This window comes from Thalassolituus sp. UBA675 (genome assembly GCF_002297765.1).
GTDB lineage: Bacteria > Pseudomonadota > Gammaproteobacteria > Pseudomonadales > Oceanobacteraceae > Thalassolituus.
In genome coordinates, this window is record NZ_DBNJ01000003.1 from 41,410 (window position 1) to 67,941 (window position 26,532).

Below are 26,532 nucleotides of genomic sequence, written 5' to 3' on the forward strand. Positions count from 1 at the left end.
TTCCTTCCAGTTTGTTATACAGCGCACCAGAATCATCACTGCCAGCATTGCTCTCACTGATAACGCTCCCGCGATGCCCACAAGGCAACTCTGTGTCCACCTGTCGTGGAGAACACTCAGGTTAGCGTCACCATTAAATGTCTCTTTCATGCCACTTTAGATCTGCGAAATCAACCTACCGGGATAGCGAACACCACTATCAGAGCCAACATCATCGCCATCGCCGAAAATGACGTTAATAGAATCACGCACTGTACTCCGGTTAACCGGACAGCCCTAAAAGTAGCCGCTATTGCCACCAGGCACTGCAACAGGTAGTACGCCGCAAACACACGCGATGCCAATGTCACAATATCAAACACATTACCGGTCCAAACCAACAAGATCGCTACCGCCACAAGACCGATATAGCCCAGTCGAGATGAAAGTCGGCTACCGCTCAGCTCAGTGAACAATCCACCGGCCCCCACTGTGTCGGCAACGGCAGCACTGAATCGACTCATCACCGCCGCCAGTATCAATAGCGCGGGCAATATTTCGGCAACACGACCCGCCAGGGTAATAATCGCCGTTTCATCGGCAATACCATGAAACTCCATCAACAAAGGTAGCCCCGTAATCACAAACAGCAGATAAATAACGCCGGCGATGAGTTGCGCCAGCCGCATTGATCGCACTCGCATGGCGGGATCATAGGCATTTCCCAGGTAACGCGATGTTTCGAATCCCTGTACAATCAGCAGTAATCCCGCCAACAGTCTGAGACGTTCCATCACTGTAAGATTTTCGTTCGGATCGATAAGCGTTTGATCACTGGCGAGCCAATGCCAATCGAACCCGAACAGACCGATCAGCAATGCAGCGATGATGGCCAGCTTGATCGCCACCGCGGCTTCTTCCATTTTTCCAACCCACGATGGCAATAAACAACAACACGACCGTGGTCAGAACATTTTCGATCACCGCATCACGATGACCGCCAAAACGCAACACAAAAGACGCCAGCAAGCGAACATAGAAAGTAACTGAAACAATATAAGCAAATCCCAGGGCGAGATCTGACAGGTGTTGTAACGGTTTAACGACGTGGGAATGCCCGACATCGGCAAGCAGTGGCTCGGCATGAGTAATGTTGAAACGGATCACAGCGCCGATAGCAAACGCCACCAGGAGAATCCCCAGCATCGCAACCGGAGGCTACGCCGCCACAACATGACTTAGTAACGGCCCGGAAATCAAAAAACCACTGACGATTATTGACGCCAGTGGTGTTACCGTAGCCCGCCAAAGAGTGGCATTGCGTACCCTCAGCAGAAATAAAACTACCACCGCGACTAGTGCCACACCAGGTAAAACAAAATTAGACATTGACCTCCATTATGGACGGTTGACTTGATTTGTTGACAGCATCTGTAATATCACCATCATTTCAGCAATCGGTGTCGAAATATAAATTTTTACCCCGTATTTTCACGTTAAAGAGAAGAAGCCAAATTCTCTTTAAACAGGGGTGCACGCGATATAGGTATATTGAAGATCAACCCCTAAGATTCTCTATACCAAGGGCTAACAGATTTCATCGCCAACCATTAGTGACGGCATCACACCCATAGCGAGACAGCGAAGTAAAACGGACTGAATTCATATTTTGTTTTACTTTCAACTTCCTCCGTGGCAGCTACCGTCCCCGCCGGGATGCGCGAGATTATCAAGTTCACACTCCTCGCTGTAATGAATAAATCCGCGTTTTACCCGCTCCAACATACCGGAATGTAGCTTTGCCGCAGTTTGCTCGATAGTTGCTTCGATTTCCTCCAAGGAAACTTGAAAAAGATCGTAACTCACGTAAAGGCAGTGCCCCTCAAATCTGAGTGCTTCTACCCCCATAAGAGACAACAGGGATTGATCCAGTGTGGCTTTAAGTTCGTCGCCAACAGCCTCAGCGAAACCAATGCGACGTGTTTTCAGTGCCGCCTGTCCCTTTTGCTTTGGCGACAAGCCATGTTTGGGGTCGCCCACAAACAGGTGAGGGTGCTCTTTAAATCGCTCTAGACACTGAGATGAACAAAAGTAGTGATCGACGCCCTGATATTTGAGCGACAAAGATCGATCTATTTTTGTCATTTGACATACGGGACAATGTATTGTGAATTCACGTTTGCTCATTGGCCTCACCTTCTCTAATACTCCACCATCTGCTGATGTTTACTAATAAATAGGGGAGTGCGTAAATAAGAAGCCGATGCTTAGTTTCATTAGGTTCATTCATGCGCTTTTCCGCCACTTAACCACCTGATGTTTAAATTTGAACAGCAGACATCAATGCTGACGCTGGTGCTTACCGTCTTCGTGTAGTAGTCGTTGCCGTCTATTCGAATGCAGGAACCACCTCTCTCCCACTGCGATCAGTAACATCGCGATAAGGGCAATGCCGATAACCCACGGGTCAGCGTTCAGTTTCACCCAAACGAAACCGATCAAAGCCAGAAAATCGAAAATAATGGCTACAATGGGCACCCAGCGCTTGGCTTTAATATCATCCGCCAAATAACGAATCACGCCCCAATGAATAGCAATGTCCATGACCAGATAAAAGACAATACCCAGGGCGGCTATCCGCGACAGGTCAAAAAAGGCCGTAAGAAAAATACCGAGTACCACGGTATAGACAAGTGTATGTTTTTGGATGCTTCCCGGCATACCGAAATGGCGATGAGGAACCAGTTTCATTTCGGTCAACATGGCCAGCATCCGGGACACCGCAAAAATACTGGCAAGAATGCCGCCCGCAGTTGCCGTCATGGCAATTGCGACTGTAAACCATACTCCGTATTCTCCAAGCGCTGGTCGCGCAGCCGCTGCCAGGGAATAATCGCGAGTATCTATGATTTCACTCAGGGATAGGTTACTGGCCACTGAAAAGCCAACCAGGGTGTAGATGACTACACACGCAACAATAGAGATAACGATAGCTCTTCCAACATTTCGCTTAGGATCGATTACCTCGGATCCACTGTTGGTAATGGTGGTAAAACCTTTAAAAGCCAGAATCCCGAGAGCGGTAGCACCAAGAAAATTTCCGGAGGTTTCAACGTTATCCGTGTGACCGAAATCTAGCGCCAGGCTATCGGCCACCCACACACCGATAATGCCGAACACCAAAATGCCGCCAATCTTTAACACCCCGATAAACCCAGCTACCTTTTGAATAAAGCGGTTACTCAACAAATTGACGATAAACGCAAAAATAATCAGCCCCACACCCAGCATCGCCACCGTTCGCCCGGATTCATCACCACCGAATAATTGCATGGTATAGGAGCCAAAAGTCCGCGCCAGGAAGCTCTGTGCAATCACCATGGAGAAGTACATCAACAGTGCATTGAATGCCGTCGGTAAGCTGTCGCCATAAGCCTTGTGTAAATACATCCCTATCCCTCCGGCGGAAGGGTAGGCATTGGAAATTTTGACGTAAGAGTAGGCACTGAAAGAAACGACCACCGCTGCTGCCAGAAATGCCAGCGGGAACAGTACGCCCACCATTTCCGCCATTTGCCCAGTCAGCGCAAAAATACCTGCCCCTATCATCACACCGGTGCCCAGCATCACAGTACCGGAGAGCGTCAGACTATCTTTATCGTAGTGTGTTGTGCGACCATCTTTATCCATCAACCTTCTCCTAAACTCATCTTTTTCAAAGTTTCTGCCACAATGAACCGGGCGTTACATTGATTTGCCTCCAGCAAGCCCTGCGTATCCAATGTGCCACCGCGGTTTCGATAACCAAATGCCAGGCAGCGATCACGGCCCAAGTCCAGTGGTCGACATACACCTAACAGAACTTCAGGTCGCATATGGGATACAAAAACGCGCAAGTGAATCGCATCATTAAAGAGCAGTGCCTGCTGTGAAGGACTGCTAACGAATGACTGTTCGTGCCTGTCGCGCGGAATACGAAAACGGCCAGGTTCAAGCAAATAAGTAATACGGCAGCCAATGCTTTTTTCTCTGAGACGTTCACCAACCTCACGACAAACATGGAGCTGATAAGCACCCATTGCCACTAATTGCACATCAACCCTGTCATCCTCTTCCAACGTCAACGCGCCACAATCCACTAACTGCTGAGCTTGGTCAGGACTGAAAGAAGAAATGATTTCCTGCTTAGGTATGGTCATGGCCCAAATCTGACCCTGACTCTGGTAGCAGGAATCGAGACAGGCAACCGCACTGTTGGCATCGGCGGGATATACCACCCGTGCCATATCGCTCATTTCACCCAACAACACTTCTCCAAAAGCGGAATCCTGATGCGATTGCTCATTTTTGCCGTTCTCCCACAAATGCGAAGTAGCGATAACCGGCAACGATAACCAGCGCGGATGTCGATTCAGTTCTTTTTGGTGCCGCGCAAAAATGATTTCCTGCCGCAAGGCACCAATCATTTTCATGGCAAAGGCTTCATAGCTGACCACCAGGTTCATACCACCTTTATTCGCCAGTGCCGCACTCACTACGGCCTCCTCATTCAGAGCGGTAATGACAGCCCCTTGTATCGACTCGGCCACACCGTCTTCCGGGTTTAACACCCGGTGTTTGAGAAGGTCCAGCGTTTGGCCCATGCGGTTACTGCGTAGCTCATCAGGGTTGCCGATACGTACGCGCACGCCCGGATTGGCGAGATGCCACTCACACAAGCGCTTATCTACGGCTGCCATGGGTGACAATGCTTGCCCCTTTTCGCACTGTGGTGAAGCAGTAGGTAGTTTTAAAACGACATCACGCTGACCGAGCGCATGGTATTTTTCCGGTACCCGGTTATCTGCCTTATGTTGTGTTATTTTTTCGATTGCACTGGTCAGCTCAGTACGCGGCAGAAAGAGCCTGGCAGCGTGTTCATTGAATAGCTGCCGAGCCGCGGCATCGCTACGAGGGTTGCCGGGCAAAGACGTGCCGTGGGCTGCATTGGTGCCAGCACCGTAAAAACCGTAGCCTTTTTCCGTTTCGGCAATCAGGTACGGCAGTTTAACCGGATAACACATTTTTCCTGCACGAATATGTGCGCTGCAGGCTTGCAAGCGCGCTTCTGATTCAAATATTCCCCAGATAAACGCAGCAGGATCGCGCCCGTCGATGGCGATCGGATGAAAATCATTCTGCTCCAGATGTTCGTAAAACCAGGTCAGGCCGCCCTGCTGGTACATGGTGGAACGCTGATCAATACGCCGGCCATTGGCGATCATCACCGGTGTTACCAGACCACAATCCTCGGCGCGCCACCAACGGCTGGCCCAATCACTGCCGCGCTGTTCTTCAAACGCACCGTCACTCAGGAAAGCCACCAGGCGCTCACCGGGGAGAGGCATGTGCACGTATTGCAGCTCAGCAAAACCCAGGTAGCCACCTTCAATCAAACCGCCCGCCGTGTGTGGATTGACATGACTGCCTAATGGGACACCCGGGCGACCATCATCCGTAATCGCGTAGCTGTAAAAATCCTGCGCCAATTGCGATAGACCTTCATCACTTAGGGGGTAGCGCTCCGCCTGTTCCGGATAGAGGTTTTGCAGTAACACATTGACCGCGTCGATGGCCGCCACACAGTGGCCCTGACCCATCAACCAGCTTCGTGTGATTCCCGCCAGGTGGTTAGCCACCATGTAAGCGACATAGGCAGGCACCATATTCAGGGAGCCACCGGTATGCCCCTGTGGATTGGCTTTAAAATCTTCAGCGTCGAGTGCGCTACCGGAAAAATCCACTTTGGTGCTATAAGTCATATGCACCACCAACCACATGGCCGCACTGGTCAGCCGGTCGGTAGCCGACAAAATCTCCAGAACCTCATCAATCTGTTTGAAGCGCCCCTCACACACCAGTTGCTGGCACAGATCAAATATGCGTACCTGTGTTTCATCGCTGTGCTGTATCACCCCGTAACCGTTTGCCCAATGAGCAAACGCTGGGTAAGTCTCGCGATACATCCTGGCTCGTTGTTCAATACGGTGATCGTTTTGTTGGTCTATCACATACATGGCTATGCCTCAGTCAGCGACTGGCTGATTGCTAAATTCGTTGGGAAAATGCTGCTGGACTGCGAGTAGCATCATCGCCGCCTCATCCGAGGCAACTACCCAGCACTGCACTTTTGATGTCATTGAGGAAAGCTCTATCGGCAGGTTGCTGTTGGCCGATTCAGCGTGCAATTCAACGCCCAAATGGGATAACCCCAACAAGAGCTCTTGGCAAAGAGCCGGATTATGTTCGGCAACACCGCCGCTGAGCACAATACCGTCCAGGCCACCTAAAATCGCAAAGTAAGCCCCCAATGTTTTCTGGAAGCGGTATCGAAACAGCTCAAATGCCAGATGGCACTGTGGGTGGTCACTGGTAAATAGTTCAGCCATATTATCAACACCACCAGACAACCCCCGCCAACCGGATTCCTGATTAAGCAGTTTATCCGTATCTTCAGGCGACCATCCTTCCTGCTTTTGTAACCAGGCCAGCAAACCTGGATCAACATCACCGCTGCGCGTACGCATTAACAGCCCCTCATTGGGCGTAAATCCCATGGAAGTATCCATTAGAAAATGTCGCCCACTTAATGCTGGAACTGTCAGGGTTGAGGACTGAAAAAAAACAGGCATAACAGACGCTTGCACCCTGGTTCAGGCCAGCAAGCGGTTGTAAATAGTGGCAAGCAACCACCCGGAAAAACCAGCCACCACAGCCCAGGCCACCAACCCCCAAAGTGCGCCGACCAGGGTTAGGTGCCACCCCATATCCTGCAACTGCATATGCACCATGTCGCCGGACATGGACATCATCATTGCGGGCATCGCCGCGACGAAGACACTGCAAATGACCCAAAGCACAATGGCACTGATTGAGCAGGCCAGACCAAATTTAAAGGCATGCAGTTTCATACCGGTGCTCCTTCTATCATGTGTATTTACCTGTCTATAAATCACCAAACCGATTGGACGATTGCGCCATGCGCATCACTTCGTGTTCCTCCAGCGAACGCAAGGTCTCCAACAATTCCTTAGCCGACGGAATGTCCGCCCGTGACGCTAGATAGCGATACAACTCGATGACCTGCTGGTGCTGATCAATGATCACTTCCATAATCTGCGCGGCATCCAGTTCGGCAAAGGGGGCATCACAATGAGCGTGCCGGGTAATCGGATGATGTTCGACGTATTCATAACACCAGGTATTGAGGGCATGTTCATCTCCGGACTTTTCAAAACCGCTTACCACGTCGGTCAGCGTTTTTTCGTGCTCGGAGAGATAAGCCAGTATCATTCGCGCCCGCTCGTCAGTGTTTTTATCCGCGCAGTGGGACAAGCACTGGTTCAGGTGTTGGTGAAACTCTTTGGTCCAGTGCAACACATCTTTCAGGGTTTCAATTTGCATGATCTTTTCCTCTACTATCTTGGTTCTCTTGTTTCGATTGGTGCAGGATCACGGGGACAAGGGTTACAGGCGCAAGATATCCCGATACCCGGCAACGTCGACCTTAAACTCCGTTTGCTCCTGCAAATGCACGCGCAAGCCTTCCAAGGCTTCAGGATCACCATGAATCAGTTTGATCGGCGTTGTGCTTGCCAATTTTGATTGGTGCAACCATTCAGTGAGTTCGAGATAGTCCGCATGCCCCGAGAGCCCGGAAATCACCTCCACCTCTGCCCGTAGTGGAATCCAGCTACCGTGGATTTTCACCGCATCGACACCTTCAAGCATCTTGGCACCACGGGTTCCACCGGCCTGGTAACCGGTAAACAGCACCGTGGTTCGGCTATCACTCAATAGCCGTTTAAAGTGGTGAAGAATTCGCCCACCGGTGGCCATACCGCTGCCGGCAATAATGATATGGGGGAAAGCCTGCCCCGCTAGCGCCTTGGATTCATCGACGGTACGGGTATAAGTGACGACATCGCACATGTGATGACATTGCTCATGGCTGAGTCGATGCTGATCGCTGTGATGACAAAAAATATCCGACACTTTGATGGCCATGGGACTGTCGAGATAGATCGGCAGTTTGGGTATGGCACCCTCTTGCATCAGCGTTGCCAGCAAATGTTGCAAGGCCTGCGCCCGCCCCACGGCAAACGCGGGCACCAGTAAAACCCCACCGTTTTTAGCAACACGGTTAACCACGGCAGCCAATTGTTGCGCAGCGTCCTGCGGATCGTGCTGCCGATTGCCGTAAGTGGACTCCATCAGCAACAAATCCAGTTCGGGCAGCGGGCGCGGTGGTTTCATCAACACGTCATCGAAACGGCCCACATCGCCTGAAAAGCCAATGCGTTTGCCTTCCGCTTCAATAATGATACTGGCGGCACCGAGAATATGTCCCGCCGGTTGCAGGTGAAAACGAATATCACCCACCTCAACCTGTTCATCAAAGTCAACCGACTGAAACAACTTCATACTCGATTCGGCGGTTTGACGGTCATAGAGCGGCTCGGGTTGTTCATGTTTGCTCAGCTTATGTTTGCTGTAGTATTTCGCGTCCTCCTCCTGAATATGACCGCTGTCGGCCAACAGGATCTGACACAGGTCTTTGGTGGCGTGATGGGTAAACACCGGGCCACGAAAACCGTGCTTGTATAAGGCGGGGATATAGCCGGAGTGATCCAGGTGCGCATGAGTGAGCAACACGGCATCGAGCTTATCGATATCCAGCGGCAGCGGTTGCCAGTTGCGCTCACGCAACCATTTGTAGCCTTGGTACAGGCCACAGTCGATCAGCACCTTGCTGCGCTCGGTTTCCAGTAGAAATTTTGAACCGGTTACGGTTTCGGCACCGCCTAAAAATGTAATTCTCATAAGACTGCTCCTGTGGAACCCAATCTTGCGGCTTGTAGCATGGAAATAACGGCTTCCATCAACTGCGGCGTGATATCAATGGCATTGGATGAATGGGGAATGGTGTTGGCAGTTGCTAATTGGCTTAGTCCGGCATGGATCAGTGCTTCATCAGACCCATCAGCAAAAATACCGTGAACGGCAACACATTGAATGTGATTAATGCCCTTGGATTTAAGAGTTTTGATACATTCCAGAATAGTCTGCCCGCTCGATATCACATCATCAATAATGACGGCGGTTCTCTCTCTGTACGCATCAATGTTAGGCAAGGACACTTCAACATGACGATCACCGAAGCGTTGCTTCTCACCAATGACAAACGGGTGCTGGCTATAATCAGCAATACTGGAAACCCATTGCTCACTCTCGCTATCCGGTCCTACTAACAACAAATTGTTTTGTGTTTTTAACCATTCAGCTAAGGCAGGAGCACCTTGTACCACAGAACTGGGCACGGAATAAATTTCGTCCAGAGAGTGATAGCGATGCAGATGCGGATCTACAGTGACCAACCAATCCATATGCTGAGAAAGGCACTTGGCAAAAATACGTGACGTAACCGCCTCGCCGTCAACAAATCGGCGATCCTGGCGCATATAGCTTAGGTAGGGTGTCACTAAACCCACTTGGGAAGCACCCAGTTCCCGCAATGTTTCGACCAAAAACAGTAACGGTAGATACTTGGTGTTGGGGTGCGACAAATCCGCCACAACAATACAGGCACGGCCTTCCACATCAGAGGTGATACGCAAATAGGATTCACCATCGGGGAATTGACGTGCACTAAATTCTCCCCGCTGCACACCCATCGCCTTTGCTAACGAATCCGCCAATGGGTGATCGTGTAAGCAAAACACCAACGGTGTCTTTCCTGAAACCGGGTTCAGTTCACTCATGAGATTGCTCCAATCGTGAAAATGTTGGATTGTCGGTAATAGGCCAATGCGTATTGCAGCTCGCCTTCTGTGTCACTGAACAGTGTGAACAAGGGTTCACCTCGCTCTACAGTTTCACCGACACGCTTATGCAAGCGCAAACCCGCTGCCGAGACATTGGGCGCTCCCGCCAGTTTCGCCAAGCGCGCTAATTGGCGATTATCAATCGTCTGCAAAGTGCCGGTTGATGCGGCAGTTTCCGTATGTTGAAAATCTGCAGAAGGCAAAGGTTTCATCCCGCCCTGGGCCGCTATAATTCTCTGAAATTGTTCCCACGCTGCACCGCTATCAAGAATTTCGGTAGTCTTTTGCAAACCTTGTTCATAGGTTTGCTGATACGCCAGAGAAAACAGATGGGCAGCCAAAAACAGTGCCCGCTCTCGAAGGTCCTCGGGCGCATCGCTGCTGCGCCGCAAAACAGCAATTACATCGCGGGCTTCCTCTACTGGACCAACACCGCGCCCGACGGGCTGACTGCCATCCGTTATCAGGCAACGAACCTGAAGGCCGCACGCAGCACCAACCTGTGTAAATAGTGAAGCGAGGCGATCGGCATCTTTTTGCGAACGCACTTTTGCAGTAGGGCCGACAGGGATATCAATCACCGCATGGGTAGAACCCGCAGCGATTTTTTTCGACAAAACCGATGCAATCAACTGCCCTTCGCCATCAAGATCCAGCGCGCGCTCAATCCGAATCAATAAATCATCGGCGGGGCTAAGATTCACCGCTCCACCCCAGGCGAGACAACCGTGAGTTTCTGCTACAACTCGTTGAATATCCGCAAGGCTGAGATTGACGGTCGTCAGCACCTCCATAGTGTCAGCCGTACCCGCCGGTGACGTAATGGCGCGAGACGAGGTTTTCGGAATGGTTAAACCTGCTGCGCTGACGATCGCCACCACCAGCGGCGTGGTGCGATTGCCCGGCAGGCCACCAATGCAATGCTTATCCAGCACCACGGGTGAATCGGGCCAGCTGAGACGCTTACCGCAAGCCACCATGGCCTGTGTCAAGGCAATGATTTCATCCACATCCAGACGACTACCCGCACAAACGCTGAGAAAACTGGCAATTTCGATATCGGAATAACGATGGTCGCTGATGTCCTGTACGATCTCAGTGACTTCCTCGTCGCTGAGCTTATGGCCAAATATTTTTTTGCGAACAGCCGCCAGCGATGTCACCACCGGTGCATGACTGACGCTAATCAATGCCCCTGCGGTAACTCCCAGCCGTTCGATGGCGATTTTGGATAAACCAGCGCTGCCTGGTTCAATGACCTTCTCATCCACCACGTTGATCGTTGCGATTATTTGGTTTTGGCCATCTTCCACTGAAACGCGACTGTTAGCTGTAAAACCTTCCGAGCGGCAGATATGGCAATCGTTTCGCATATAAAGGACGGGTTCTTGGTGGGTATCGATACCTATATCAATAACCTTAAGAGCGTTTGCTGACTCCATCGTTTTCACCGTCATTGCTATTTTCGCCTGTTGCGTGGCGGTGACTTGTGACAACTCCATGGCTCATGCTCCGAGTTATCTTTTATGTTTTGATCCACGAATTTATAATATCCTTCTTTAAAATGCGTCCACCAGTCGTGACCAACCTCGATACCGTGTTTAGCCAACACATCCTCGATACCATCCAGGCAAAGACGTGACGCATCGTAGGCGAGATTCAAAACCTGTGACTTTTCATCGAAAGACACCGCATCCAGTCCATATAGTTTGTCGATTTCTGACAATGCATCCTGGATGCCGCCTACGCTTTTTGTGTCTAGCTTCAAATGACGGACAACAAGATTGACTTCGGACACACCCAATCGGTGCTCAGTGTTTTTCATCTCCAGTCTCCTTTACCTATTACCTATGCGGCATTTTGTTACAGCAGTGCGGCTCATGTTTGGCGTTATCTTTAACGTTTTGATCAGTCTGACGTTGCCAGCCGAGTTTGACGCGACTCCACCAATTGTCTTTGATCGACGCCCCATGCTTTTCGACGATAGCAATCATATCGTCAATAGAATGGTGAGAGGCGTCGTAGGCGACGGTGAGCATTTGTTTCGCCTCAATAAGTTTTACTCTATCTATGTAGGGAAGATCGCCGATGTCGTGAACAATCAACGGTGCATTATGCTTATCTAATCCGTATAGACTCAGGGTATGTCTGGTGACAAATCCCGGGTTAATGCCTGATCGATGTTCGCTCATCGGCCCTGTACCTTTCTTAAATAATCCAACAACTTATTTTTTGTGTTTATGCACCGGTGATTTTTTCGTCTCTGATTCATGGTCCATCATTTGCCCCATCATTTTTTGCATCATCCCCATGTGTTTTTCCATCATATCCATACGTTTTGTGATATCCATTTTGTCCATTTTCTTACCGCCTTTCATGCCGTTCCCCATATTCATCATCTGCATACCTTCTTGCATAGTTTGCATATGCTCATTCATTAATTGTTGACGTTTTTCTGGGTCGGTTTCGGTTTTGATTTCTGACATCAGGGCATGCATTTTTTTCATATGATCATGCATCGCCATCATCTGATCATGATTCATCATCCCCATCATCATGCCATTGTTAGCGCCTTGGTTTTTATCACCGTGATCATGCGCATTTTCTGCAAATACTGGTGAAGCTATTGCCGTAGCAATAACGACGGCGGAAATCATAGTTCTGATAGAATTACGTTTCATTGGTATATCCTCAATAGTTTGAAGCGGCTTTATCGGTAGAAAATTTAGGTACCCACCCTGGGGTCGACTCCATATAGCGAAGATACACGTCGCCAAATTCCTCAATCGCCATACGCTCTTCACGCTTGGCCAGTCGTACATAGACAACGACCAATATCGGGAACATGACCAATGTCGGCAGGGTCGGCCACTGCAACAGAAAGCCAAACATAATCATGATAAAAGCAATGTATTGCGGGTGACGGCAGCGGGCATACCAACCAGTGGTCGCCAGGGAGTGAGTTTGTTGCGCTTTGTGGAGCACGTTCCACGCCGACGCGAGCAGAAAGAAGCCGAGCACGATTAGTACATTGCTGGCAATATGCAGCGGATCAAAGTGCGGATCACCTTCAAACCCGAGCATGGTGTGCAGTAAATGGCCATTTTCATGGGAGAGGAAGTCCACTCCTGGGTACTTTTCCGCCAGCCATCCAGACAGAAAATATATCGTCAGCGGAAATCCATACATCTCGGTAAAGAGCGCAATAATGAACGCAGAGAAAGCCCCAAAACTGCGCCAGTCGGTTTTTGTTTGTGGCTTGGCAAAACTGAAGGCAAAGAAAATAAATATTGCCGAATTCAGTATCACCAGTGTCCAGAGACCATAAGCTGAATCACCGTGCATTTGTCGTTCTCCTGTTTTCTACCGGGTCAATGGTGGTGCCGATGTTCGCTATCCCGGCGCCCATCTTCTAATCCACGCTGGTAAGCATCTTGATCTGACTCACCCTCATGCTGATGGCCTTCTCCCTGGCGCTGATGGCTCCCACCATGCCCCCCGTGGCCACCATGACCTCCATGCATGAAAAGATGCATAAAAGGACATGCCAGCAAAATCAGAAAAGGTAAAAACTGCCAGACATGCTGGCGGTGTTCGATCAGCAGAAAATACGTGGCAGCACCAATTAGGCCCAATGCCGCCAGTCCTTTGGGTGTTAACCAGAATGATGTTTTTTGCGTTGCCATATCACACCTCACGGATGAAATTGAAAATCGCTGTCTATCGCACTGCGTTTATCATGAATCCAAAGCAAGTCATTCACCGGAATAATACAAACCAGCCCTTCGCTATCGGCATTGACGTGCGCCGTTTCTACAATCAGTTGCGCGATGTTATTTGCATGCTCTGACCTGGCGTAAATCTCCATTTGAATGTGCTTAATCAAATGATTCTCGTTGAAGCTGTCGAAGTATTCTCCACGACCGCGAACCGGATGCAGGGTGAAGCCTTTAACCCCATGCCTAATCAGTGCTTCTTCTACGTCCTTCAAACGAAATTCGTCAAAAATGGCGGTCACTTTTTGAATATTCATACTGATATCAATCCTTACTTTCTTTGTTGAACATTCTCTAATTCACCGTGAGCTGACCGCGATACATCTGCATCTGACAATGAAAGGCGTATTCACCAGATTTCAGTGCAGGTAGTTGTATGGACTTCAGTTTATTGAGGGGCAAGGTGTCACTGATTTGCAGTTCGGGAATCAGTAACGTTTCTGAGCAGGGTGATTCATCTTTACGTATGAACTTCAGCTCAACCGGCTCACCCGCAGGCACTTTAATTCGGGAGGGTGAATAGGTGCCATTTTCCACGGTAATCACCAGATCATTTTCACCCAGCTCTGCCTCTTTGGGCTTGTACAACCAAAACCACCATATAATGAGCGCGATCACAACAACGCCAACACTATTAATGATTAACATGTCCACTCTCCTAAACAAGTTTCTGACGAAATAGCCATTAGTGCTCCTGCGCTTTGAACAAGCGCAGTCGGTTGGCATTGGTGACGACCGTGAGCGACGAAAATGCCATTGCGGCACCCGCAATCACAGGGTTCATAAGTACCCCAAGCAAGGGGTAAAGAATACCTGCGGCAACCGGAACACCCGCCACGTTGTAAATAAACGCACCGAACAGGTTCTGTTTGATGTTACGTAATGTGGCCTTGCTCACCGCAATGGCATCGGCAAGCCCATGCAGCGATCCGCGCATCAAGGTGATATCGGCACTCTCTATGGCCACGTCGGTGCCCGTACCGATGGCGAAACCCACATTGGCAATTGCCAACGCTGGCGCGTCGTTGATGCCATCGCCTGTCATGCCGACCACTTCACCTTCCATCTGCAGTTCCTGAACCTTTTTGGATTTGTCCTCCGGTAACACCTCGGCAAAGAACTCTTTAATGCCCGCCTTTTCGGCGACGGCTTTTGCCGTGGCGCGGTTGTCGCCGGTCAGCATGACAACGCGAATGCCGTTGTGCTGCAGTCGTTTAATGGCGGCAATAGAGTCTTCTTTGATGGGATCAGCCACCGCGATAATGGCGGAGAGCTTGTTATCCACGGCGAAATACATCGGCGTCTTAGCCTCGGCAGCCAGGCCCTGCGCTTTTTCAACAAAATCGCCGAGTTCGATATTGCGCTCTCGCATCAGTTTTTCATTGCCGAACAGCAACGTTTTGCCATCCACCTCAGCCTGCACACCGTGACCGGCGATGGCATTGAAATTGGAGACCTTCCCGGTTTCGATACCCTTCTCCTGGGCTGACTCGACAATCGCCAGCGCCAGCGGATGTTCAGAACCCGATTCGAGCGTGGCTGCCAGCTTCAGGATAGTGTTCTCGTCCTGCTCGCCAGCGACCAAAATATCGGTGACCTTCGGCGCCCCCAGGGTAATGGTGCCGGTTTTATCCAGAATCATCGCTGATATTTTCGATGCGGTTTGCAAGGCTTCGCCGTTGCGAATAAGGACACCCGCTTCTGCCGCTTTGCCCACACCCACCATCACCGACATGGGGGTTGCCAGACCCAACGCACAGGGACAGGCGATAATCAGTACCGTGGTGGCAGATACGATGGCAAACGCCACGGCTGGGTTCGGGCCAAAGTTGAGCCAGACCAACGCACTGGTGACGGCGATAATCATTACGACGGGTACAAAATACGCGGAAATCACATCGGCCAAACGACCAATAGGCGGCTTGGAATTCTGTGCGCGTTTGACCATGTTGATAATTTGCGCCAGGGCCGTGTCTTTGCCGACACGAGTGGCCTTAAACAGAATGGAGCCGGTTTTATTGATGGTGCCCGCTGCAACCGTGTCGCCCACGGCTTTTTCAACGGGCATGGGTTCACCCGTTAACATGGACTCGTCAATGGCGGTATGGCCTTCTATGACTTCACCATCCACAGGAATTTTTTCTCCCGGACGTACACGCACCACATCGTCCATGAGCACCTGTTCGATGGCGATATCCAGTTCCTTTTCGTCGCGTATGACTCTGGCTGTCTTAGCCTGCAGGCCGATCAGCCGTTTAATAGCTTCCGATGTGCGCCCGCGGGCTTTGAGCTCTAGGGCCAGGCCCAGATCGATCAGCCCGATAATGATCGCCGTGGCCTCAAAGTAAACATGGCGAGCTTGTTCTGGAACCGACTCGGGGAAAAATACGACCACCATGGAATACAGCCATGCGGTACCCGTACCCAGCGCAATCAAAGTGTCCATATTGGCAGAATGATTCAGGAAGGACTTCCAGGCGCCGACAAAAAAATGTTTTCCTGAGAAGTACAAAACGCCAAAGGTGAGTATGCCAACGATCAGCCAAGCGATCCGCTCGGTTGTGGTATTAACATTAACCTCCCCGGTAATCAGCGCATAGGCCATTAGCGGCCCACCCAGGGAAAGGGCTATCCAGGTTTCCTTCATCAGGCGTTTGTAATAAGCCTGATCCGCCTTTTCTTTTTCTGCGAGCGCATCATCTTCGCTCTCCGCAGCCGCAAGCTTCGCGTTGTAACCGGCTTTTTCCACCGCCTTTACCAGATCAGCAGCATCGGCATTGCCCGTCACACTCACAGTGCGCTGAGCGAAATTCATCTCGGCATTTTCTACACCGGACACCGCCTTTAGCGCCGACTCAATTTTTCCAACGCAACTGGCACAACCCGCACCTTCAATAATCAGTTCCTGAGGACCAGAGTTATTTCCTGAACTGTGGTGATTAGCCTTATGTGCATGATGATCATGAGGCGGAGTTGTCGTACCATCTTCATGGCAAGAGACACCGCCAGATTCCGTTTTAGTTGTACTCATACCCTACTCCCGGTTATTTCTTAAGAACTGTTATCGGATGACCGCCGCTGGAAAGCCAACGCCTTGCAATACTTCAACGAGATGATCTGCATCGACTGCACCAACAACTGAAGCGACACCGGTTGCCAGATCCATAGAGGCCTCACTGACCCCGGAAACGGATTTCAGAGTATGTTCTATACTTTTAACGCAACCACCACAGGTGGCTCCCTGCACTTGTAATTGGTGCAGGGGTTGCGATGATCTGCTAACACTGTTGGTATCAGGTGCCGCAGACGAAATGGATGACTTGCCCGCACAGCAACAGCCACTTTTACGTTGATTGGCGTTCGACGTTTGGTGTGTATTCATACTCATTCCTCCACGGTGAATTCTTCAATTAAATGGCAAAGCATATGACCTGTCGGAGCCTTGTCCGGTTTTTGGCTCCACTCCAATACGGCGCGTTGCATACGATCCCGCAGCCGTATCGTTTCTTTAAACTGCTGCTCAGTTTCATGTAATCTCTGATCAATCAAGCGTCTCACCGTCGGACAAGGAGATTTTTTCTTGTCAGCATGGGAAAGAATTTCCTGAATATCCTCGACCGAAAATCCCAACTGTCGGGCGCTTAACACAAACCGCAAACGCTTAACATCGTTGTCGCTGTATTCCCGATATCCATTGGCCTTGCTTTTGGTGGGATTCAGAATATTGATGTGGGTATAAAACCGTACCGTGTCTGCCGTAATGCCCAATAGCCTGGCAACCTCGATGACTTTCATGCCACCCTCCTCTTGATCCAGTCATGCCATCCTAAGCTTCCGCCGGGATCAGGACCTTGATCTGAGTCAATCACCGGTTATAAACCGAGGTTCTACACCTAGCTTTATAACCGTGCGCTGGAAAAGGTTATACACCTGTGTCATGGACACAGGTCAAGCAGTTTTAGCGTGCGGATTCATGCCATCTATTGGCTGTGTTAATGAGGGGAGACTGACACCTGGATGACCCCAACATTACACACCTGTAATGTTGGGGTAGATTATTTGATCCAGATCAACTCGAATGACATTTGGCCAGATCCCTTTCTCAGTGCTTTCTCCAAAGAAGGTAAACGGCTGGTAGCACGAGTAAAGTCAGAATTACCGCACTTAGCATCCCACCCACCATGGGCGCGGCAATACGACTCATGACCTCCGAACCGGTCCCTGTTCCGTACATTATCGGCAACAGCCCCACGATAATCGCGGCAGCCGTCATCATCACCGGACGCACCCGTAAGCCGGCACCGTGTAATACGGCGTGGCGCAGGGTTTCCAGGCGGGGTTCCACGCCCTCCTGCTCACACTCCTCCAGCATATGGCGATAAGCCTGGTTGAGATATACCAGCATGATGACGCCAATTTCCACCGCGACACCCGCCAACGCAATAAAGCCCACGCCTACGGCGACTGAGAAGTTGTAACCGAGCAGGTACATCAACCAGATTGAACCCACCATCGCCAGGGGCAGCGTGCCCATGATAATCGCGACTTCAGCAAAGCTGCGGAAGTTGAAATACAGCAGCACGATAATGATGGCTAGCGTCAGCGGCACCACGTAGATGAGCTTTTCCTTGGCTCGCAGCATGTATTCATACTGCCCTGACCAGTTCAGTGAATAGCCCGTTGGAAGCTCGACCTGATCGGCCACCACGGCCATGGCGTTCTGGACGTAACTGCCAAGATCCACCCCGTCGATATCGACAAAGGTCCAACCGTTGAGGCGAGCGTTTTCACTCTTGATGGCAGGCGGGCCATCTTCCACATAGACGTTCGCCACGTCCGCCAGGGCAATGCGTTGGCCGCTAGTTGTCACGATAGGCAACAGTGCCAGTTGCTCCGGGGAATTACGCAGATCCTGCGGGTAACGCAGATTCACCGGGTAGCGTTCCAGGCCTTCAATGGTTTGGGTGACGTTCATGCCGCCGATGGCGGTGGCCACCACCTGTTGCACATCGGCAATATTCAGCCCGTAGCGCGCGGCTTTTTCCCGTTGGATATCCACCTTGATATAGCGCCCACCGGCCACTCGTTCGGAATAAACCGAAGCCGTACCTGGAACATCCTTTAACACCTGCTCCAGGCGCCGCCCGATTTTTTCGATTTGTTTGAGGTCGGGCCCGGCCACTTTGATGCCCACCGGGGTTTTAATGCCGGTGGCCAACATATCGATACGGGTTTTGATCGGCATCACCCAGGCGTTAGTCAGGCCGGGAAATTTCACCAGCGCGTCCAGCTCTTTTTTGAGCGAGTCGGTGGTCATCCCCTCGCGCCATTCATCCCTCGGTTTGAGCTGGATAAACGTTTCGATCATGGTCAGCGGCGCCGGGTCGGTGGCGGTTTCTGCACGACCGATTTTGCCGAACACGCTTTTCACTTCCGGTACGGTGGCAATCAGCTTGTCCGTCTGCTGCAGAATCTCCCGGGCTTTACCAATGGACAGCCCGGGATAGGTGGTGGGCATATACATCAGATCACCCTCATCGAGCGGCGGGATAAATTCGCTGCCAATTTTGCTCACCGGCCAGAAGCCGATGACCGTCACCACCAAAGCCAAGGCCAAAGTGGTTTTGGGGTGGTTAAGCACCACTTTCAGCGCAGGCATGTAGACGGCAATCAAGGCCCGATTCAGCGGGTTTTTGTGCTCAGGCAAGACCTTGCCACGAATAAAATAACCCATCAGCACCGGCACCAGTGTCACCGCCAGTGCGGCACTAGCCGCCATGGCGTAAGTCTTGGTGAAGGCCAGAGGTGAAAACATCCGTCCCTCTTGCGCTTCCAGGGTAAACACCGGCACAAAGCTCACGGTGATGATCAGCAGGCTAAAAAACAGCGCGGGCCCCACTTCAGCCGCCGATTCCGCAACCACTTGCCAGCGATTTTCGTTGGTCAGGGGTGTGCGCTCCATGTGCTTGTGCATGTTCTCGATCATCACGATAGCGCCATCAATCATTGCCCCGATGGCAATAGCGATACCGCCCAAGGACATGATATTGGCGTTCAGCCCTTGCAGGTGCATAACGATAAAGGCGGTGAGAATACCGACGGGCAGACTGACGATGGCCACCAGGCTGGAGCGGATATGGAACAGAAATACCACACACACCAGGGCAACGACGATGAACTCCTCCAGCAACTTATGCCACAGGTTTTCAACGGCGCGTTCAATCAGTCCGGAACGGTCGTAAACCGTCACGATTTCCACACCTTCGGGAAGACCCGCCTTAAGGGTTTCCAGTTTGGCTTTCACACCGTCAATGGTTTTCTGGGCGTTTTCGCCAAAGCGCATCACCACGATGCCACCGACGGCTTCACCTTCGCCATTCAGCTCGGCAATACCCCGGCGCATCTGCGGACCTACATCGATATCCGCCACATCTTTCAGCAGCAGTGGTGTGCCCTTGACGTTGATACCTAAAGGAATATTGGCCAGATCCTCGCGCCCCTGGATATATCCGGAGGCACGTACCATGTATTCCGCCTCGGCCATTTCCACGACGGATGCGCCCACCTCCTGATTACCGCGCTGGATGGCCATCTGGATATGGGACAGCGGAATATTAAAGGCCCGCAATTTATCCGGGTGTACCTTGACCTGATACTGCTTCACCATGCCGCCCAGGGCAGAGACTTCCGACACGCCGGGCACGGTTTGCAGCTCGTATTTCAGGAACCAGTCCTGCAGGCTGCGCAACTGGCTGATATCGTGTTTACCAGTACGATCCACCAATGCGTACAGGTAAACCCAGCCGACACCGGTGGCGTCCGGCCCCAGTTGCGGTCGGGCGTTGGGCGGCAAGGTGGGTGCCACTTGTGACAGGTATTCCAACACCCGCGAGCGGGCCCAATAGGCATCGGTATCCTCGTCAAAAATAACGTAAACATAGGAGTCACCGAAGAAGGAATAGCCGCGCACGGTGACCGCACCTGGTACCGAGAGCATGGCGGTAGTCAGTGGATAGGTAACCTGATCTTCCACCACCTGTGGCGCCTGTCCGGGGTAGCTGGTTTTGATGATCACCTGCACGTCCGAGAGATCGGGTATCGCGTCCACCGGCGTGTTTTTCAGTGACCAGCCGCCAATCCCCACCAGTATCAGAGTGGCCAACAATACAAAAAACCGATTCTGGACAGACCAGCGGATAATGCCTTCGATCATGGCTTACCCTCCCCGTTGTGCTGACTGTGGTCCATATCCATCTGACTGTGATCCATATTCATCGAATCGTGGTCTGTCTCCATCGAATCGTTACCCATCTCCATGCCATCATGAGTCATGGATTGATGTTGGCCGTGATCCATTTCCATACCGTTGTGACTCATCGGCTGATCACCGTCGGAAATCGGCATGTCTTCGGTAGCAGCATCAGGTCGATGGATCTGGCTGATCACATAGTTGTTGTCGCCCTCTCTTGTAATTTCTACGTGAAGAGTCATGTCAGGCTGTAAACCTTGAAGGTCTACATTTTTAGAGGCGGTAAAATTCATGGTCATGGCCGGCCATTGCCAGTCATCGATGGCGTCATGCGCCAGCGTCAACATCCGGTGCTCGGTCATCAGGCTTTTAATACGTGCGCCGACCCAGACCGATGTGGGCACCGTAGTCTCAGCCTTATCATCCGAACCATGGTCCATGCGCCGAAAGTCCGAGGTTTTGCTGGACTCGGAATCAATCAGAAATTGTGCTGAGGTCACAATGCGGTCGCCCTCATCAAGCCCCGACATGATTTCCGCCTGATCATCAGTGATATGCCCAACCCGCACAGCAACGGATTTAAAACGGCCTTCGTCCTTGGCCAGCACAACACGGGATTGACTGCCGGTACGAATCAGCGCCTCACGGGGAATCAACAGAGTGTCGTCCATCGGTGCCGCCTCAATGCGCATCTGCGCAAACATACCCGGTTTCAGATAACCATCGGGATTGTGAAAATGCACTCTTACCTGAGCGGTGCGAGTCGTGGTGTTAAGGCTCGGGTAGACATAGTCGACCTGGCCCTGCCACTCACGCCCCGGTAAATAACCCAAATGCATCTGGACCTGATCGCCGACTTGCACCAGGGAAGCCTGTCGCTCAAAGACTTCACCAATCACCCAGATATGATCCAGCTGACCGATCGCCATGATTTCCATGCCGGGTTTTACAAACATGCCTTCGCGCGCCATGAGGTTATCCAGTACACCCGATTGCGGGGCTGTGATGGTGATGGTCTGGCTCACCTTGCCGGATTTCTTCAGTCGGTTGATTTCTGATTCTGGCACCTGAAGAGATGCCAGGCGCTCCTTAGCGGCGTCAATCAGCGTGGCGTTATTGCGCTTTAGTGCCAAGAGTAATTCCTCCTGCGCATTAACCAGGGTCGGTGAGTAAAGCGCATAGAGAGGTGCCCCCTGCTCCACCGGATCGCCAGATGCTTTGACGTAGAGTTTTTCGATCCAGCCCTCTACCCGCGGGTGAATATGTATCAAGCGATCTTCATCGTATTGCACATAACCCACGGTATTGACGGAAACGTCCATCTGGCCTCGGGTAACGAGTGCCGTGCGTACGCCAAGGTTATTGACCACATCCGGTGATATTGTGACTGTGCCAATCTCCTCATCACCGCCGGCTTCTTCATACACCGGAATCAGGTCCATCCCCATGGGGGATTTACCCGGTTTATCACGCTTGTAATTGGGGTCCATCGGCGCGACCCAGTAGAGCGGTTCCTTTTTGGCTGTCGCCTTACCGCCCTCTCCCGCGTCTTGCATACGCCACAAGGCTGAATAGTGGGCGAGGGTTGCCGTCGCAATCAGCAAAGCAACGGTAATGAAAAATGATTTATTCAATTGCATCTTCATGGAGTCATTCCTTCCGTGCGGTTGCCGTTTGCTGCAGGAGACTGCTTTGCGCGGCTTTGCGGTAACAGCCCTGAGCGGTTTGGCGGTAACAGATAGTTCAGTTCGGCAATGGTTTTTAGCCGGTCGACCCTGATGGTCAGGAAATCGATCTTGGCGTTTAGCTCGGCGATACGGGCACGCACGGCTTCGGCAAAGTCACCATCGTCGTTGTTATAGGCAGTCAGGGCAGCTTCGGCCTGCTCTGCCATTTGCGGCAGTAGCTGCTGGTCGTAGAGTGTGCGGCGCTGATTCAGACGCTGGATTTGCACGAGCATTGTGTCCAGTTGCGCCATCAGTTTTCGCGCCATCAGTAGCTTGTCCGTTCGCAGCGCCTCGGCTCGGGAGGTGGCAGCACTAACGTCCTTATCCTGTCGATTACCCGTGAAAAGCGGCAGATCAAATGTGACACCGACCGAGAACAGATCGGCGCGATCCCGGCCCATGGGGTCATCGTCCCGATAGCCGTACTGGGCGGTGAGCCCCCACTCGGGCTTATACTTTTGCTGGGCCAATTCAACCCCGGTCTGCATAGCCTCGATACGCTGGTCAAAGGCCAATAACAGGGGATGCCGATTGATCTGTTCATAGAGCCAGCGATCATTGTGCGTCTGACCCATGGCTAAGGTTGGCTCATCACCCAATTTGCTGGATAAGGTCTGCGCCAATGGCAGACTGGCTTGACCGCCAATCCACTCGGACAGTCGCTGCTGGGCAGATTCAAGTTGTTGTCGCAACGCAGTCAGACGATCATCCAGCCGGGTGAGCTCCAGTTGTGCCCGGATAATATCCTGCTGGCGAGCGCGCCCCAATGCGGAGGAATAACTGGCTTTGGTTGCATCCACCAGATGTTCAAACAGCGCGCGATCCTGCTCAATTAAACGGATACTTTCCTGTGCCCGGTAGGCTTCCAGCCATAACTGAGTCACCGTCGCGGTCACCTTGTCCTGGCGATCCCGTCTGAGCAAGGGCTCCTGGGCCGCCAACTCCTGCTTTTGGCGGCTGGTTAGTTTCAGACTATCGCCGCGTGGAAACATCTGACTAACGCCCACAGTCAGCTGCGTCATCGGTTCCTGGTTGATATCGAAACTGTCGGTCGGGAAGTTAGCCGCCATCAGACTGACCTTAGGATCAGGCAGGGTTGAAGCGGAAATGGATTCACTGGCCAGTGCATCTTCCCGGTAACGACTGCCATTCAGCCAGGGGTCGGAACCAATCGCCTGTGCAATCGCCGCTTCCAAAGTCAACGTACCAGCCTGGTCTTGATCCAGCTGTGTTTGGGCAAACTGTTCTTGGGCAACTTTTTCCTCGGCAAAAGCAGGAACCCCTACCAACAGGAACAATAATAAAAAACGCCTTTGAATGTTCATGGTGATACGTCCTATTGCTGATCGCGACTGTTCACTGAAGCAAACACTTCAGCAGAACCGTCCTTTTTAAGCAGCCACACCTGATAAGGCATAAACCTGTCGCCCATTTCCATCCCGGGGCTGCCCGCTGGCATGCCAGGCACGCTCAGGCCGATGGCACCCTGCGGTGGGTTTTCCAGAAACTGCTGCATGAAGCGCGCGGGAATATGACCTTCGAAGACATAGCCGTCACTCGTCACCGCCGTGTGGCAGGATTGGTATTCGGTGGCAATGCCATGCTCGTCTTTAACGCGATTCAAATCTGCCGGGTGGTGGATTTTGGTCTCAAAGCCGGAGTCTTCCATGTGCCGGACCCATTGCTGGCAGCACTGGCAGGTGCGGCTTTTGTAAACATCCAGTGTGGCAATCGATGCGGCTTTAGCGGCATGATTTTCGCCCTCCGAACAGGCAGCGAGGAATAACAGGGAAACTATCAGCGCAAGATGGCGCAGATAATCAGGTAAAGGTTTCATGGTAACTCCCAATCATAAGACGCGATGAGCGCATTCAGTGACGATCACGCGTTTTAAACAACTGTTTTGGGAGTTTTGTCGACTCCCGCTTGATAAGGATAAGTGGGTAGAGGCCTAAATTTCAGGCGTACCAACCCTATATCAACGGGAAATGGGGGGACGGAATAGCGAGGAAACTTCCTGAGTAAGGAAGGAAACCGAATATTCTGTATTGAGAGTTTGAGAAAACTGAACGGAAAACGGCGACAGTGTACTTACCACCGCAACACTGGCAGAAACACAGTCCATCTGAGAACAATCGTCCTGGCTGCAACAGCCTTTGGCCTTGGCATTATCGGCCGCAGCGTGGTTCATATGGGCCATATCCATTGTTGCTGCCATTGCATGAGCGGTGGAATGATGAGTCATCTGTTCGCAGGGCAACTTCACAACGGCAAACGACTGGCTGGTAAAAGCCAGTAACGCGAAGATTGCCATGTAAAACCCAAATCTGTTCAATTGCATACTGAGATGATACAACTCATTATTTATATCTGATAAGTCTATATATTTCGTCTGAATGTTCAATCTTTCGTTCCACTTCATGCGTTGAGGTGGATCAAAAAACTTGTTATTTCGTTACCGCTAAACTGAAAAATAAATTGCACCAACCATAAAAAATACCTTCTCAGTAAATAGTAAAACACAAGTCTGTCAACCAGATGACGGTATAATTACAAAGCCGTCATACACGGTTGCTTGAATTATGGCGTGGTTAAGCCCAAAGGGCTCCCAGTGGTACGGCATAAAGATTGTCACCAAAGGCTGTCGTATGGTCGCCGTCATAGAGCAGAATACCGATCTTGAAGCGATCGGCAGCCACGGATTGAAACCGTTTCAGTCCGGTAAAATCCTTCGCACTTAAGGTCGCTGCCGCCTTCACCTCGATGGCGAAGCAGTCACCCATGGCGTTCTCGATAATCACGTCCACCTCCACTTTGTCCTTATCCCGGTAATGGTAAAAACTCAATGGTTCGTCCACCCAAACCGCTTGCTTGCGCAATTCGTTATAAACGAAGGTTTCCAACAGCAGACCAAAATCTCCCGGTTGTTTGAGCAGTCGATCCCGGTTGAGGCCTCGCACGGCGCACATCAGGCCAGTATCGACGGAATGCAGTTTGGGTGTCTTCACCAACCGTTTGTATTCATTGGAATGCCAGGCGGGCAATTGTTCCACCAGAAATAATTGCTCCAACAGAGCCATGTATTTTTTGATGGTCAGCCGATCCAGCCCCAGTTTGCCCCCCAATTCGGTGAGATTGACCAGTTTACCGGCGTAAAAAGCGGTGAGCTTGAGCAACTTGCCCATTAAATCCGGATGATCGATGTGGGTCAGATCACGAATATCCCTTTGCACCAGGGTGCTCAGGTATTGCTGATACCAGGCTTGTGAACGCCGTTCACTGCTGCGCTGTAGCGGCTCCGGAAAACAACCGGTTACTAATCGGTTCAGGATGTGCTCCCTAACACGGATGGACCGGGTTGAAGGTGCTTGCTGGCTCAACAGCTTAGAGAGAAATGTCGGTTGCTGCCCCTGGATCTCACACTCTGAGAGTGTCATCAAGCGCACCGACTCCATCCGGCCCGCCAGAGAGTCGGAGAGCCTCGGCAGTAACAAGGCGTTGGCGGAGCCCGTCAGCAGAAAACGACCCGGCGTGCGCTGTTCATCCACTGCCTGCTTGATGGATACGAAAAGCTCCGGCAGGCGTTGGACTTCGTCGAGGGCAATGCGGGTGGGTGGCAGGTTGCGAATAAAGCCCACCGGATCGGCTTGGGCAATCTCAAACTGGGCCTGGTCATCCAGGGTGATGTAGGTCCATTGTTCGGCCCCCATTTCATCCATCAAGGTCTTCACCAGAGTGGTTTTACCGGCCTGACGGGGCCCCATGATGAAGACGACGGGCGTGTCACACAGCGCTTCTTTGACGTGGAGTTCAGAATAACGAGGGTACATAAACAGGCTTCCGGCTAAACAGGAGTTGTATTTCGGCTACCTGTTATTCTATTATCGTCCAATCGTTATTGCAATGCCGTCCAAAAGTAAAATAAGGCAGTACCCACA

The 26,532-nt window shown here is 51.5% G+C and carries 27 protein-coding genes; all 27 read right to left on the reverse strand.

Annotated features, from left to right (window positions below; translation table 11 throughout):
* Positions 1–170: 170 nt before the first annotated feature.
* The 27 genes from B3007_RS00995 to B3007_RS01125 all read right to left on the reverse strand — a co-directional run bounded on the left by B3007_RS00995 (position 171) and on the right by B3007_RS01125 (position 26,424).
* Entirely contained in the window at positions 171–902 is a 732-nt protein-coding gene (locus tag B3007_RS00995; RefSeq protein ID WP_301376546.1) for a hypothetical protein, read from the reverse strand.
* Positions 811–1,185: a hypothetical protein gene (locus B3007_RS01000; protein WP_301376547.1), complete on the reverse strand. Its 375-nt coding sequence runs from the start codon at positions 1,183–1,185 to the stop codon at positions 811–813. Before B3007_RS01000 ends, B3007_RS00995 begins: the two co-directional genes overlap by 92 nt.
* Before the next feature lie 474 nt (positions 1,186–1,659).
* Positions 1,660–2,166 carry a YHS domain-containing protein gene (locus B3007_RS01005; protein WP_301180245.1) on the reverse strand — a complete coding sequence of 169 codons (507 nt, stop codon included), beginning with the start codon at positions 2,164–2,166 and terminating at the stop codon, positions 1,660–1,662.
* A 153-nt stretch (positions 2,167–2,319) separates the two neighbouring features.
* Positions 2,320–3,606: an APC family permease gene (locus B3007_RS01010; RefSeq protein ID WP_414716209.1), complete on the reverse strand. Its 1,287-nt coding sequence runs from the start codon at positions 3,604–3,606 to the stop codon at positions 2,320–2,322.
* Between the two features lie 62 nt (positions 3,607–3,668).
* The gene (locus B3007_RS01015) at positions 3,669–6,029 is read right to left on the reverse strand and encodes a xylulose 5-phosphate 3-epimerase (RefSeq protein WP_301376549.1); all 2,361 of its coding nucleotides are present in this window, start codon (positions 6,027–6,029) and stop codon (positions 3,669–3,671) included.
* A 15-nt stretch (positions 6,030–6,044) separates the two neighbouring features.
* Positions 6,045–6,575 (reverse strand): acetate/propionate family kinase, encoded by a 531-nt coding sequence (locus tag B3007_RS01020; protein WP_068434972.1) that lies wholly within the window; start codon positions 6,573–6,575, stop codon positions 6,045–6,047.
* A gap of 96 nt (positions 6,576–6,671) precedes the next feature.
* Entirely contained in the window at positions 6,672–6,929 is a 258-nt protein-coding gene (locus tag B3007_RS01025; RefSeq protein WP_068434970.1) for a DUF5676 family membrane protein, read from the reverse strand.
* A 34-nt stretch (positions 6,930–6,963) separates the two neighbouring features.
* A complete protein-coding gene (locus tag B3007_RS01030) occupies positions 6,964–7,422 on the reverse strand; it encodes an ATPase (protein ID WP_068434969.1) in 459 nt (152 codons plus the stop codon).
* Between the two features lie 63 nt (positions 7,423–7,485).
* The gene (locus B3007_RS01035; protein ID WP_068434968.1) at positions 7,486–8,841 is read right to left on the reverse strand and encodes an MBL fold metallo-hydrolase; all 1,356 of its coding nucleotides are present in this window, start codon (positions 8,839–8,841) and stop codon (positions 7,486–7,488) included.
* Entirely contained in the window at positions 8,838–9,779 is a 942-nt protein-coding gene (locus B3007_RS01040) for a ribose-phosphate diphosphokinase (protein WP_301376550.1), read from the reverse strand. The genes B3007_RS01035 and B3007_RS01040 overlap by 4 nt, the downstream gene beginning before the upstream one ends.
* Positions 9,776–11,344: a thymidine phosphorylase family protein gene (locus tag B3007_RS01045; protein ID WP_301376551.1), complete on the reverse strand. Its 1,569-nt coding sequence runs from the start codon at positions 11,342–11,344 to the stop codon at positions 9,776–9,778. The genes B3007_RS01040 and B3007_RS01045 overlap by 4 nt, the downstream gene beginning before the upstream one ends.
* Complete coding sequence (locus B3007_RS01050) at positions 11,302–11,667, reverse strand: hypothetical protein (protein ID WP_068437593.1); 366 nt, start codon at positions 11,665–11,667, stop codon at positions 11,302–11,304. Before B3007_RS01050 ends, B3007_RS01045 begins: the two co-directional genes overlap by 43 nt.
* A gap of 19 nt (positions 11,668–11,686) precedes the next feature.
* Complete coding sequence (locus B3007_RS01055; protein WP_068437596.1) at positions 11,687–12,034, reverse strand: hypothetical protein; 348 nt, start codon at positions 12,032–12,034, stop codon at positions 11,687–11,689.
* A gap of 33 nt (positions 12,035–12,067) precedes the next feature.
* Entirely contained in the window at positions 12,068–12,523 is a 456-nt protein-coding gene (locus B3007_RS01060; RefSeq protein WP_301376552.1) for a hypothetical protein, read from the reverse strand.
* Between the two features lie 10 nt (positions 12,524–12,533).
* Complete coding sequence (locus B3007_RS01065; RefSeq protein ID WP_068437599.1) at positions 12,534–13,187, reverse strand: methyltransferase family protein; 654 nt, start codon at positions 13,185–13,187, stop codon at positions 12,534–12,536.
* 26 nt (positions 13,188–13,213) lie between these two features.
* The gene (locus tag B3007_RS01070) at positions 13,214–13,528 is read right to left on the reverse strand and encodes a DUF2933 domain-containing protein (RefSeq protein WP_068437602.1); all 315 of its coding nucleotides are present in this window, start codon (positions 13,526–13,528) and stop codon (positions 13,214–13,216) included.
* Positions 13,529–13,536: 8 nt separating this feature from the next.
* Positions 13,537–13,875 carry a P-II family nitrogen regulator gene (locus B3007_RS01075; RefSeq protein WP_068437605.1) on the reverse strand — a complete coding sequence of 113 codons (339 nt, stop codon included), beginning with the start codon at positions 13,873–13,875 and terminating at the stop codon, positions 13,537–13,539.
* Between the two features lie 37 nt (positions 13,876–13,912).
* Entirely contained in the window at positions 13,913–14,266 is a 354-nt protein-coding gene (locus tag B3007_RS01080; RefSeq protein WP_068437608.1) for a cupredoxin domain-containing protein, read from the reverse strand.
* A 37-nt stretch (positions 14,267–14,303) separates the two neighbouring features.
* A complete protein-coding gene (locus B3007_RS01085) occupies positions 14,304–16,520 on the reverse strand; it encodes a heavy metal translocating P-type ATPase (RefSeq protein ID WP_068437620.1) in 2,217 nt (738 codons plus the stop codon).
* 159 nt (positions 16,521–16,679) lie between these two features.
* Positions 16,680–17,000, reverse strand: coding sequence for a heavy-metal-associated domain-containing protein (locus B3007_RS01090; RefSeq protein ID WP_068437611.1), 321 nt, complete (start codon positions 16,998–17,000; stop codon positions 16,680–16,682).
* Between the two features lie 2 nt (positions 17,001–17,002).
* Positions 17,003–17,413, reverse strand: coding sequence for a MerR family transcriptional regulator (locus B3007_RS01095; RefSeq protein ID WP_068437614.1), 411 nt, complete (start codon positions 17,411–17,413; stop codon positions 17,003–17,005).
* 307 nt (positions 17,414–17,720) lie between these two features.
* Positions 17,721–20,831, reverse strand: coding sequence for an efflux RND transporter permease subunit (locus tag B3007_RS01100; RefSeq protein WP_301376553.1), 3,111 nt, complete (start codon positions 20,829–20,831; stop codon positions 17,721–17,723).
* Positions 20,828–22,513: an efflux RND transporter periplasmic adaptor subunit gene (locus B3007_RS01105; protein WP_301376554.1), complete on the reverse strand. Its 1,686-nt coding sequence runs from the start codon at positions 22,511–22,513 to the stop codon at positions 20,828–20,830. Before B3007_RS01105 ends, B3007_RS01100 begins: the two co-directional genes overlap by 4 nt.
* Positions 22,510–23,919: a TolC family protein gene (locus tag B3007_RS01110; RefSeq protein WP_068435228.1), complete on the reverse strand. Its 1,410-nt coding sequence runs from the start codon at positions 23,917–23,919 to the stop codon at positions 22,510–22,512. Before B3007_RS01110 ends, B3007_RS01105 begins: the two co-directional genes overlap by 4 nt.
* Positions 23,920–23,930: 11 nt before the next feature.
* On the reverse strand, positions 23,931–24,431 hold the full coding sequence (locus B3007_RS01115; RefSeq protein WP_301376555.1) for a DUF411 domain-containing protein: 501 nt from the start codon (positions 24,429–24,431) through the stop codon (positions 23,931–23,933).
* 141 nt (positions 24,432–24,572) lie between these two features.
* The gene (locus tag B3007_RS01120; RefSeq protein WP_297533605.1) at positions 24,573–24,908 is read right to left on the reverse strand and encodes a hypothetical protein; all 336 of its coding nucleotides are present in this window, start codon (positions 24,906–24,908) and stop codon (positions 24,573–24,575) included.
* Positions 24,909–25,185: 277 nt separating this feature from the next.
* The gene (locus B3007_RS01125) at positions 25,186–26,424 is read right to left on the reverse strand and encodes an ATP-binding protein (protein ID WP_301376556.1); all 1,239 of its coding nucleotides are present in this window, start codon (positions 26,422–26,424) and stop codon (positions 25,186–25,188) included.
* Between the last annotated feature and the right edge of the window lie 108 nt (positions 26,425–26,532).